11 protein-coding genes are annotated in these 11,452 nt (G+C 64.9%); 4 read left to right on the top strand and 7 right to left on the bottom strand.

From position 1 onward, the window contains the following. Positions 1 to 190 precede the first annotated feature (190 nt). Positions 191 to 562 carry a ribonucleotide reductase subunit alpha gene (locus tag AC07VH_RS00970; RefSeq protein ID WP_489627579.1) on the top strand — a complete coding sequence of 124 codons (372 nt, stop codon included), beginning with the start codon at positions 191 to 193 and terminating at the stop codon, positions 560 to 562. 126 nt (positions 563 to 688) lie between these two features. Here the strand turns inward: AC07VH_RS00970 and AC07VH_RS00965 are convergent, their stop codons facing one another. From AC07VH_RS00965 to AC07VH_RS00955, 3 genes are read right to left on the bottom strand one after another with little or no spacing between them, the layout of a single operon-like run. After that, positions 689 to 1,381: a carbonic anhydrase gene (locus tag AC07VH_RS00965; protein WP_494786451.1), complete on the bottom strand. Its 693-nt coding sequence runs from the start codon at positions 1,379 to 1,381 to the stop codon at positions 689 to 691. Positions 1,382 to 1,437: 56 nt separating this feature from the next. Beyond that, positions 1,438 to 2,835, bottom strand: coding sequence for a NarK family nitrate/nitrite MFS transporter (locus AC07VH_RS00960; RefSeq protein ID WP_070223628.1), 1,398 nt, complete (start codon positions 2,833 to 2,835; stop codon positions 1,438 to 1,440). Continuing rightward, positions 2,832 to 4,076 carry an MFS transporter gene (locus AC07VH_RS00955; protein ID WP_475414871.1) on the bottom strand — a complete coding sequence of 415 codons (1,245 nt, stop codon included), beginning with the start codon at positions 4,074 to 4,076 and terminating at the stop codon, positions 2,832 to 2,834. Before AC07VH_RS00955 ends, AC07VH_RS00960 begins: the two co-directional genes overlap by 4 nt. A 282-nt stretch (positions 4,077 to 4,358) precedes the next feature. On the opposite strand from AC07VH_RS00955, the gene AC07VH_RS00950 reads away from it, so the two are divergent. Both AC07VH_RS00950 and AC07VH_RS00945 read left to right on the top strand, forming a co-directional pair. Further along, entirely contained in the window at positions 4,359 to 4,805 is a 447-nt protein-coding gene (locus tag AC07VH_RS00950; RefSeq protein WP_494786450.1) for a GNAT family N-acetyltransferase, read from the top strand. An 85-nt stretch (positions 4,806 to 4,890) separates the two neighbouring features. After that, positions 4,891 to 5,268, top strand: coding sequence for a SirB2 family protein (locus tag AC07VH_RS00945; RefSeq protein ID WP_475414850.1), 378 nt, complete (start codon positions 4,891 to 4,893; stop codon positions 5,266 to 5,268). 15 nt (positions 5,269 to 5,283) lie between these two features. On the opposite strand, the gene AC07VH_RS00940 is transcribed toward AC07VH_RS00945, so the two are convergent. From AC07VH_RS00940 to AC07VH_RS00930, 3 genes are all read right to left on the bottom strand, one after another. Beyond that, positions 5,284 to 7,746, bottom strand: coding sequence for a TonB-dependent siderophore receptor (locus AC07VH_RS00940; RefSeq protein ID WP_494786449.1), 2,463 nt, complete (start codon positions 7,744 to 7,746; stop codon positions 5,284 to 5,286). 84 nt (positions 7,747 to 7,830) lie between these two features. Continuing rightward, on the bottom strand, positions 7,831 to 8,805 hold the full coding sequence (locus AC07VH_RS00935) for a FecR domain-containing protein (protein ID WP_494786448.1): 975 nt from the start codon (positions 8,803 to 8,805) through the stop codon (positions 7,831 to 7,833). After that, positions 8,805 to 9,317 (bottom strand): sigma-70 family RNA polymerase sigma factor, encoded by a 513-nt coding sequence (locus tag AC07VH_RS00930; protein WP_489627584.1) that lies wholly within the window; start codon positions 9,315 to 9,317, stop codon positions 8,805 to 8,807. The genes AC07VH_RS00935 and AC07VH_RS00930 overlap by 1 nt, the downstream gene beginning before the upstream one ends. Positions 9,318 to 9,565: 248 nt before the next feature. On the opposite strand from AC07VH_RS00930, the gene AC07VH_RS00925 reads away from it, so the two are divergent. After that, positions 9,566 to 10,078, top strand: a complete 513-nt coding sequence (locus tag AC07VH_RS00925) for a hypothetical protein (protein ID WP_494786447.1) — start codon at positions 9,566 to 9,568, stop codon at positions 10,076 to 10,078. Positions 10,079 to 10,088: 10 nt separating this feature from the next. Here AC07VH_RS00925 and AC07VH_RS00920 read toward each other — a convergent pair whose 3' ends face one another. Continuing rightward, positions 10,089 to 11,396 carry a DUF3472 domain-containing protein gene (locus AC07VH_RS00920; protein WP_494786446.1) on the bottom strand — a complete coding sequence of 436 codons (1,308 nt, stop codon included), beginning with the start codon at positions 11,394 to 11,396 and terminating at the stop codon, positions 10,089 to 10,091. Positions 11,397 to 11,452 lie beyond the last annotated feature (56 nt).

Genomic DNA, 11,452 nt, shown 5'->3' with positions numbered 1-11,452 from the left:
GCCGGATGGCCCACGCGTCGATACAAACAGTCTATCGACGCGCCGTGCCCGGCGGTATTGGCAAGAAGTCGGTTTCCGGCACCAGGAATGCATAGGCGCGTAGTCACCCGGATAGTCACTATTGCCTATGGGCGCCGCGACCGTGCTGCGGTATACCTGTCGTCATCGTTCAACACAGAGAAAGAGCATCATGTCGATTACCGATTACGCCAGCCTGCTGCACAGCGCCCGCAACCAGGAGCAGCCGCAACGCCTGCTGTTCACCTTTACCCAGGCGCAGGCCCAGCCTGGCGGCCAGGGCAAGTCCCTCACGCCCGTGATGTGCGCCGACAAGCTGCCCGAGGAACTGGACAGCTTCGAGACATTGAAGGAGGAGTCGAAACAGATGCAGACGCACTGGGACGTGGTCTTCGTGGCGGGACTGGCGGGTCGCGAGGGCCAGCCGCCAGCGGCGCAGGAATGCGAAGCGCCCCTGCGCGCCATGGTGACGGCCATCGAGCAAGGCCGCATCGACAGCCTGCTGGCGTTTGACCGCAGCGGGGATTTATTGCGTTTTAGCTGAGGGAACTTGTCGGATTACGCCCTGCGGGCTAATCCGACCTACCTTGCGTAATTGGCGGAAGAATGCCGCGACGCAGGTCGGATTAGCGTAGCGTAATCCGACACATTGTTGGCGCCACGTTTCGGATTACCTGGCCGCATCCGGCCAGGGGCGCTCATGCAGATGGCGCGCCCGCTCTATCGGACAGACGAGCGGCAAAAACTGCTGCTGGCGCGCCGAATAGGCCATCAGCGCCCCGCTGTCGATATCGAAATACCAGCCATGCAGTTTCAATACCCCCTGCTCCACCCGGCGCTTGAGCCACGGGTAGGTGAGCAGGTTGTCCAGCGACTGCAGGATGCTGGCCAGTTCGCACGCATGGTGCTGTTCGTCCGACGAGCGGTGCGCCAGCTCGCGCCGCACGCGCTGCGCCACCGGTTCGGCAATGCGCATCCACTGTCCCACGAAGTCCGTTTCCTGCCCTTCCGCGCGCGGCTGCGGTTCCAGCAGCGCGCGGATGCCGCCGCAGCGCGCATGTCCCAGCACGATGACCCTGGCCACTTCCAGCTTGCAGACGGCGAACTCGATGGCCGAACTGACGCCGGGCGGCGCGTCGGGCGTGCACGGCGGCACCAGGTTGGCGATATTGCGCACGACGAACATGTCGCCCGGGTCGCTGCCCGTCAGCAGCATGGGATCGACGCGAGAATCGCAGCAGCCGATCAGCAAGGTCGAGGGCCGCTGCCCGTCGCGCAGGCTGTCGTACAAGGTTTGCGGCTCGCTGAAATACTGCTGCTGAAACAGGCTGAAGCCGTTGACGAATTTTTCCAGTTCTTCCATGACATACTCTCATTTCCTCAACGTCTGGCAAGAACGACTTGCCAGACATTCCAACTTTAGCAAGGCATCGGCGCATTCTTGCGCGCATAGCACCACCAGGTGATGGCGATGCAGCTGACATAAAAGCCGATGAAGCACCACAGGGCCGCGTCGGGGCTGCCCGTCAGCGCAATCGAGGTGCCATAGCTTTTCGGGATGAAGAAGGCGCCGTAGGCCGCCACGGCCGAGGTGAAGCCCAGCACGGCCGCGCCTTCCTTGTTGGCGTCGACGATCGCCTGCTCCTGCGCCGCCTTGCCCTTGCCGGCGGCCGCGCGCTGGTGCTCCGTCAGGAAGATCACGGGAATCATGCGGAAGGTCGACGCATTGCCGATGCCCGTGCCGGCGAACAGCAGCATGAACATCCAGAAGAAGCCGTTGAAGCTGCCCGCAGTGTGCACACTTCCGCCCGCTTGCGGCATGAAGTACAGCACGCCCAGCACGGCGCCTATCATCAAGAGGAACGACCACAGGGTGACGCGGGCACCGCCCAGTTTATCGGAAATCACGCCGCCGGCGACACGCGCCAGGGCGCCGACCAACGGGCCCAGAAAGGCGTAATCGAGCGGGTTGACGTCGGGGAACTGGATCTTGATCAGCAGCGGAAACGCGGCCGAATAGCCGATGAAGGAGCCGAAGGTGCCCGTGTACAGCCAGCACATGAGCCAGTTGTGCTTGCGCTTGAAGATCACGGCCTGCTCGGAAAACGAGGCCTTGGCCGATGCCAGGTCATTCATGCCGAACCAGGCCAGCAAAGTGGACAGCGCGATGAACGGCACCCAGATGAAGCCCGCGTTTTGCAGCCACATCTCCTTGCTCACGCCATTCTTGACCCAGGTGAGCGAATCGCCGCCCCAGGCGCCGAAGACGGCGAAGGTGATCACCAGCGGCACGACGAACTGCACCACCGATACGCCCAGGTTGCCCAGGCCCGCATTCATGCCCAGCGCGAAGCCTTTGCTGGCCTTCGGATAGAAAAAGCTGATGTTGGCCATCGACGAGGCGAAATTGCCGCCGCCGAAGCCGCACAGCAGCGCCAGGATCAGCATGGTCGGATAACCGGTGTTCACGTCCTGCACGGCCAGGCCGATGCCGATGGCGGGAATCAGCAGCGAACCCGTGGAAATGGCCGTCCAGCGGCGGCCGCCGAAGATCGGTACCATGAACGAGTAAAAGATGCGCAAGGTGGCGCCGGACAGGCCCGGCAAGGCCGTCAGCCAGAACAGCTGGTTGTTACTGTAGGTAAAACCGATGTTGGGCAGGTTGACCACCACCACGCTCCACACCATCCACACGGCGAACGCCAGCAGCAGCGCGGGAATCGAGATCCACAGATTGCGCGCGGCCGTGGCCTTGCCCGTGCTTTGCCAGAAGCTCGGTGTTTCCGGCTCCCAGGTATTGATCATATAGCGGCTCATGCTTGTACTCCTGCAGGTTGAGTAGTTGGTGCCGCACGCAGCGGCTTGAACGAGAAATGCATCCAGACGAGGGAAACGCAGACGGTGCCGTACAGGAGCATGAAGGAGCTCGAACGCACGCCCGTGAAGTCCACCAGGGCGCCGAACATCACGGGCAGGATGAAGCCGCCCAGGCCGCCGGCCAGACCCACCACGCCCGAGACGGCGCCAATGTTGTCGGAAAAATCATCGCCGATGAACTTGAAGACGGACGCCTTGCCGACAGCCATGGCGATGCCGACGATGAACAGCAGCACGGTGAACCACAGCGGCGACAGACCGATATGGAAGGCCAGCGGCCCCGTGACGGTCTCGATCACCATCTGCGTTTGCGGATACGACAGCAGGAAGAAGCACACCCAGCACACCCACATCACGGCCCAGGTGACTTTCGCCGCACCGTATTTGTCGGATATCCAGCCGCCCACCGCGCGCAGCACGCCGCCCGGCAGCGAGAAGCAGGCGGCCAGCAGCGCCGCGTGCTTCAAGTCAAAGCCATATTCGGCCACGTAGTACTTCGTCATCCACAGGGCCAGCGCCACATAGCCGCCGAACACCACCGAGTAGTACTGGCAGTAGCGCCACACGCGCGGATCCTTCAGCACCTTCATCTGCGCCGAAAAACTTTCGCCCGATGGCGCCAGGTGCGATTTGTCCGTGTACGAAAACAGCCAGAAGATGATGGCCGTGGCCAGCATGGCCACCGCATACACCTTGGGCAGCATCTGCCAGCCGAAGGCGGCGACGATGCCGGGCGCGACGAACTTGGTCAGCGCGGAACCGGAGTTACCGGCGCCGAAGATGCCCATCGCCAGGCCGCGGCGCTCCTTCTCGTACCAGCGCGCCACGTACGGCGTGCCGACGGAAAACGAGCCGCCCGCCAGGCCCACGAACATGCCCAGCACGAGGAAATGCCAGTAGGCGGTGGCGTAGGAGATCAGGTAGATCGGCACCACGCTGGCCAGCATCAGCCAGAAGAAGACGCGGCGTCCGCCGTATTTGTCCGTCCAGATGCCCAATGGCACCCGCACGAGGGAGCCCGTCAGCACGGGCATGGCGGCCAGCAGGCCGAATTGCGTTTCAGTCAAACCCAGGCTGGTCTTGATGGGGATGCCCAGTACGGCAAACATCATCCAGACTGCAAAGCAGATGGTAAATGCAAAGGTACTGCTGATCAATACGGACGCCTGCTTGCGCCGCATGCCCGGTTCGACTGCCTTGTTACTACTGTTGTTCTTAGTGCCATCTAGGGTAGCCACGATGTTTCTCCATGAATGCACTGGCCGTCTGGCCAGCCGTCCCGACCAGCTTACGTGGCAGCGGCGAAAGGCACTATCGGCCACAGGGTGATTCCGGGAAGGCAATCTGGATAGCCGCATCGGCAAAAGTGACTAGATGGCGGGGTGCGCGCCTAGCCTGGATGGCGGGTGTTTTACAAACCGGCGCATTTTTGGCACACTCGGCGCCTGGAGAAAAGGAGCGGCATGCAGAACAGGCACGAAACAGACGACATCATCACGCGCGTGGCCCAAGCTGGCGATGTGGCAGCCATGCTGGCTTGCGACGCCTATGCCCAGACGCACCCGGAGCGCGGCGAGGCCGTGCGCGCCGCCGTCGGCATGGGCCACTGTCAGGTGGCCATCCGGGCCGGCCAGGTGGCCGGCTATGTCCTCACGCACGGCGACTTCTTCGGCCACGGTTTTGTCTCGCTGGTGGTGGTCTCGCCCGCGCACCAGCGCTGCGGCGTGGGACGGCGCCTGCTGGCCGCCGCCGCAGACGCGTGCACGACGGCCAAACTGTTCACCTCGACGAACCAGTCCAACGCCGTCGCGCAAGGGCTGTTCGCCGGCGCGGGTTTCGTGCGCAGCGGCCGGATCGACCATCTCGACGAGGGCGATCCGGAACTCGTCTACGTCAAATTCCTGCCTTAGGCCCGTCTCATCCCGACGGCGTATGGCGCAGCATGCCAAAGGCGGCTATGCTGGCGCCACCGTCAATCACCGTACAACATCACGCATGGATTATCTGAGCCTCAAGCATTTCCACATGGGCTGCGCCGCCGCCAGCGGCGCGCTGTTCCTCTTGCGCGGCGCCTGGATGCTGCGCGCCTCGCCCGCCTTGCAGCAGCGCTGGGTGAAAATCCTGCCGCACCTGATCGACACGGCCCTGCTGGCCAGCGCCATCGCCCTCGCCGTGTGGAGCGGACAGTCGCCGGGCAGCCAGCCGTGGCTGGCCGCCAAGCTGTGCGCGCTGGTGGCCTACATCGTGCTGGGCACCATCGCCCTGAAGCGGGGCAAGACGCCGGCCGTGCGCGGCGCCGCCTTCGCGCTCGCCGTGCTGGTCTTCGCCTACATCGTCGCCGTGGCCGTCACCAAGCAGGCCTGGCCGCTGTAGCACCAGGCAAGCGCATCAGAAGAGGTAGCGCAGGGTGACGCTGGCGTTGCGCGGCGCGCCCCAGTAGCCCTGGTTATACATGCCAAGCTGGCTGTAGTAATGCTTGTCGAACAGGTTGTTGACGTTCGCCTGCAAGGACAGCTGGCGCGACAGCGCGTATTTCGCCATCAGGCTGGCCACGGCATAGCCGCCCTGCTCCACGCGCTCGACACCGTTCGGTCCCGTGGCGTCGCGGTAGGCGCCGCTCTGCCAGTTCACGCCGCCGCCCACGGACAAGGCGCGCCAGCCGCCTGACAGCTGGTACGTGGAAAACACGCGCGCCAGGGTCTGCGGCACATAGCTGTTCAGGCGCGCGCCCGTGTTGTCCTCGGCCGCCGCGTGCGACACGCTGGCCGAGACGTTCCAGCCCTGCGCCAGTTCGCCCGACACGTCCAGTTCCACGCCCTTGCTGGTGGTGCCCGCTGCCGCGTAGTACGCCTGCGTCAGGGAGTTGCCGACAAAATGGCCCGTGTCTTCCTGCGCCAGCCCATCTTGCGCGATACGGAACACGGCCAGCGCCGCATTGAGCTTGCCGCCGAAATACTCGCCCTTCACGCCCGCTTCCACATTCTTGCCCTGCACGGGGTCGAGGTAGCGGCCAAACCGGTCCTGGTAGCCCTGCGGCTTGAAGATCTTGCTGTAGCTGGTGTACAGCGCATGCTGCGCATCGATATCCCATACCAGGCCAGCATACGGCGTGACGGCATGCTTGGCATACGCATAGCCGCCGCCCCAGTCGTCGACGTGGTCCGCCTTGTAGCGGCTGTAGCGTGCGCCGACGATCAGCTTCAAGGGATCGGCCAGCGAAAAGCGCGCCGTGCCGTAGATGCCGCGCTGCTGCACCGTGTCGAGCAGCTTCCAGCGCGAGAAATTCGGGTCGTTCCAGTCCGGCTCCGGCGTCAGGCCCTGCCACTGATGGAAATTGCCGTAGTCGACGCTGCCGCCGGCAATGCCGGGGTTGCTGGCGAACTGGTTGCTGCCCGAGACGCCGAACGCCAGGTCGTGCTTGCGGCCCAGCAGCTGCAGCGGCCCCTGCACATAGGCGTCGACGCTGTCCTGGCGACGCGTGCCCGAGTAAAAGCCGGCGTAGCCCGTCACGCCCTGGCCCGTGGCCTTGTCCGGCCAGGTATTGGCGAAGAGCTCGGCCGCCGAGTAATTGCCCCAGCCGTGATTCAGCATGGTAGTCAGGTTCCAGCCGTGCCCCAGCTCCTGCTCCAGGCGCAGGAAAGCCGTCTGGCTGGTGCTGAACCAGCGGCTCCAGGTGGTCGCCGTGGTGGCGGAGCGGGACAAGGTGGCCCGTTCGCCATCCGCGTACCACAGCGGCAGGCCGCCATACATGCCGCCGCGCGGGCGGTTGTCCTGGTATTCATAGCCGGCGATCAGCACGCTGCCGGGCGCCAGATCCGCCTCCACGGTGGCGTAGGCCATGGCCTTCTTGCCATGATACAGATTCACATACGATTCGCTGTCCTGGTAGCTGGCCACGACGCGGCCGCGCACCTTGCCATCGGCACTCAGGGGTGTGGAAAAGTCCGCGCTGGCGCGCGCATTCCGCCAGGAACCCAGGCTCAGGGCCGCCGCGCCGGCCAGCTGCGCCGACGAGGCGCGCTTGCGCACCAGGTTGATGGTGGCCGACGGTTCGCCCGCGCCCGTCAGCAGGCCCGTGGCGCCGCGCACGATCTCGACCCGGTCGTAGGCCGTCATGTCCAGCGTGCTGTCGCCCACATTGAACGCATTGTCGACCGTGGTGGGAATGCCGTCGTACTGGTAGCTGGCGATGGAAAAACCGCGCGCGAAGAACGAGGTACGGTCGCTGTCGTAGCGGTTGATGGCGATGCCGGCCGCGTTTTGCAGCACCTCTTCCACCGTTTGCAGGTTCTGGTCATCCATCTGCTGGCGCGTGACCACGCTGACGGCTTGCGGCGTCTCGCGCACGGACAGGCCCATGCGCGTGGCCGAGCGCATGCTCTGCGTCGTATAGGCGCCGCTGCCTTCCGTCGCGCCGTTCGCATCAAAGCTGGCACTGACCCTCATCTCGGGCATGGTCTGGCCACCATCGGCCGCTGCCACGTCGAGCACATAACCGCCATTGGCCTGCGGCACGGCGCGCAAGCCCGAGCCGGCGACGATGGCGCCCAGCGCTTCAGGCACGCTGTAGCTACCGGTCAGGCCGGCGCTGCGCTTGCCCGCCAAGGCGGTGGCCTGGTAGGAAATCATGGTACCCGTCTCCTGACCGAAACGCACCAGCACCTGTTCCAGGGAGCCGGCCGGTATCGCCAGCGCGATGCGCGCCGCATTCGCGGCCTGGGCCGCAGGAGCGAAGATGGTGGCGCCGCTGCCGGCGAGCAGCCACAGGGCCTGACTGACGGCCAGCGCCGCCACGCTGCGGCGGCAGGTACGGGAGGCGGAAGAAACGTGAATAAGTGTTGTGCTGGGCATGCGGACTGTTTTCCTGAAAGTGAATGAAGGGTTCACTTGCTATGTCACGCGAAAATCGCAAACCCCTCACTTTTCAGAAAATATTCATGCAGGCTGCCGATGCGGTACCACGCTCACCCAGAAGCGCGTGGTCTGGCGCACGTCGACGGGCAAGGTGCGCGTCAGCATGTCGAGCACCTGCCCCGTGTCGGCCAGCGGGTAGATGCCGGACACGCGCAAGTGGGCGATGGCCGGATCGCAAGCCAGGCGCCCATGGCGGTAGCGGGCCAGTTCGCCGATAAATTCCGCCAGCGGCATGTCGTGCGCCACCAGCATGCCGGCCGTCCACGCATCCGCACCCGCAGCCAAGGTCCGAACGGCGCCGATCTGCGCCGCCGTAAAGCTGGTTTGCTGGCCCGCCTGCAGCCTGCGCGCCGCATCGGACGCCTGTTCCAGTTGAATGTCGACGGCACCGGCGAACACCCCCAGCTGCGTGCGGTCTCCTTCCACGCGCACGGCAAAGCGCGTGCCCACCGATTGCAAGCGGCCTTGCGCCGTTTGCACGAAAAATGGCCGGCCGGCCGGATCGCGCGCCGTGCTGACCATGATCTCGCCTTTGACTACCGTCACCAGGCGCTGGCCCGCGTCATAGCGCACGTCGATGCTGGATGCCGTATTGAGCGTGATGCGCGTGCCGTCGTCCAGCACGACGTGGCGTAATTCTCCCGTGCCCGTGCGGTAGTCGGCGAGCCAGAAGCGCGCCTGTTCATCTCCGCCCGCCAGCCAGGCGCCGCCGCCCACGGCCAGCAGCGCGAGGAATTTCAAGGACTGGCGCCGCGCCGCATTCGCCTGCGCATGGACCGGCTTGCGCGCCAGCGTGCCGTGCGCCAGCGGCGCGGGCAAGGCACGCATGCGCGCCATGCAGCCTTCCACATGCTGCCAGGCTTGCTCGTGTTCCGGGTCGCTTTCGCGCCAGGCGCGCCAGGCCTGCTCCACTTCCGGCGTGGCGTCGCCGGCCTGCAGGCGCACCAGCCATTCCACCGCTTGCAGGCTGGCCGCTTCCGGCGTCAAGGCGCCCATCACGATGCCGGATGGGCAAAGAAACACTGGTGCATGGCCTTGACCAGGTAGCGCTGCACGGTGGCCAGCGAGACATTCAGTTCCAGCGCAATGGCCGCCTGCGGCATGCCATCGAGCTGCGACAGCAGGAACGCGCGGCGCACGGCAGGCGCCAGGCCGTCCAGGCGGCGGTCGATGTCGAACAGGGCTTCGAGCAGGATCGCCTGCGCCTCGGGATCGGGCGCGTGCTGCGCCGGCAGGCTGGCCAGCGTTTCCAGGTAGGCCGCCTCCAGGTCGCGGCGGCGGTACAGATTGCCCAGCACGCCCTTGGCAACCGTCGTCAAAAAGGCGCGAGGCTCGCGCGCGGCGATGGCCTCGTCGCGATTGAGCAGGCGCATGAAGGTGTCGTGCGCCACGTCGGCCGCGTCAAAGGCGTTGCCCAGCTTGTGCCGCAGCCAGCCTTGCAGCCACCGGTGGTGTTCGTGATACAGGCTGCCCACCTCCTGGTGAGCGCCGGGTTGGGCAACCGACACGTCGCAACCTCCCTGATTCGTAAATAATAATGATTCGCATTCTATCCCCATGCCGTACCGCGGCGCAAGCGCCCTGCCTACGCTTGTTTGTCGCGCTTCTTTCCAAATTTCCTTGTCGATCGTATCCGGTGGCGTAGCCCGCATTGCAAATTCTGCAGAACGCGCCCGGCTAGGCGGCAATGATAGTATCGGCAACATCATCAACAAGCCGGCCACCCTGGCCATGCATCCCCCATTGAAAGGCGAACATGCTGCTATCCGAACTGCTGACCAAGCTGAGCTGCGGTGACCTCGAAGGCGAGGAGCTCGACGAGGCCGTCGCCGCCATCACCGCTGCGCCCTCCGCGCCACGCGACGAATGGATCGACAGCGATGCGCAAGCCTACGCGGTCGCGATCCTCTCGCACCTGGGCGGCTATATGGCGTCGAGCGACAAGCTCGATGAGCTGCACGAACAGATACAGGACATGTTCGACGAATTCCCCGACTTCCCTTGCGCACTGCTCCAGGCAGGGCGCGGCAGCGCGCTGCCCTATTTCGAGTGGCTCGATACGGAATTGGCGCAGCGCGCCGTGGAAGAAGGCGGCTATGAGCTGATCCAGATCGACGGCAGCGGCAGCGACGAAATGGATGCGATGGTGGTGTACCGGCGCGATACAGACGACATCATCCAGGCGGCGGCGTTGATGGGCGTGACGATAGGCCGGCCGGCCGCCTACTATCGCGGCATCGAAGCGATGGCGGGCAAGCGGCCGGGCTAAGCAGCAAGGCCTATTGCATCGGCAAGGTGCTTACGTCGACGGCGGGCGCCTGGCCTGTCGCCGGACGCGTGAAGTTCTGGCTGGTTTTCACGACATCGGCAAAAAAGCCGCCGTTATGCAGGTAGAATTTGCCGTTTTCCAGCCCGCCCGCGTAATCCATGCGCTGCGCATTGGTGGCCGTGGCGTCGCCGGTGAACCTCCCCGCCGTCACTTCCGACCAGGTGCCGGCAACGTTCCTCGCCCACTGATTGCCGAACTGGACGCGGCGTTCCGTGTAGCCCAGGGTATCGATGAAATTCTCGAGGAAGGAATGCACGCCCGTCAAATACGTGGAAATCGCCGGCCGCTTCCAGGTGGCGATGTAGCGCCACTTGCCCGTCTCGGGCGCAAAGAACCAGGCCGAGTAATCGCTGCCGCCATTGCCGTCGGGCCGCGCGCGCGTGATGAAACGGTAGGTCGTGCCGGCCGCCCAGTTATACGACAGATAGGTCTGGCCGCCCGTGCCCTCGCCGCCGAACGCGTTGTCGACCACGCCGGCACCCTTGCTGACCAGGGTGGTTTTCGCGCCATTGTCGGCATCCCACACGGAGAACAGGATCCAGCGCTCGCTCGGCGATTTCACCTGGATGCCCATGTAGCCCTGGCCAAAGCCGTTGGCCATGAAGTAGGAGCCGATGGCGTCCTGGCCCTGGGGAATGGTCATCTCGTTATAGAAATACTCGGTATTGGCGGGCACCGTGTAGCCCATGTGCACGGACGGGCCGCGCCGCGACCAGTAGTAATTGGCGGGGTCGTTCGCGTAATTGAGCGCGGCGTTCGACGTCACCTTCAACGCCGCAACGTCGCCAAACGTGTCCTTCACGCGCGACAGTCCCTGCAAGTCCACCTTCACATAGCCGGCCGCCGCCACGTTCACCGTGCCCACGGCATAGGTCTTGCGTTCCTTGCCGGCCAGCTTGACGTCGAACGGCGTGCCGTTGACCTTCACGCGGATGGTGCTGTTGCCGCCATCGGCCAGGCTGGCGTCGAGCGCCACCTGCACGGGTCCCGCCCCGGCCACGCGGAAGTAGGTGCTGGCGACGGCATTGGGATTGCTCCAGCCGGACAGGCCACGCTCGTTGATGACGGCGCCTTTGTCGCCGCTGGTGATGAAGGCGTTGCCGGCCAGTTCCACGGTGGCGGACGTGGCGGGCGCGGCCACGCTGGCGGCCAGCAAGGCGGTGCCGCCCGTGCCGGTGGCAGTGGCGCCGCCGCAGGCCGCCAGCAGCATCGGCATGGCGGGAAGGAATGCAAAGAGCAATGAACTTCTGTGTTTCATCAACGTCTCCTGGTGTGGTACGGCTTGCGGCGGACGAGCAAGGGCCTGCGCGCCTG

Source organism: Janthinobacterium sp. GW821-FHT03C10 (genome assembly GCF_059420865.1).
Note: the sequence above shows the minus strand (reverse complement) of the source record. Positions and strands in the feature narration are given on the sequence as shown.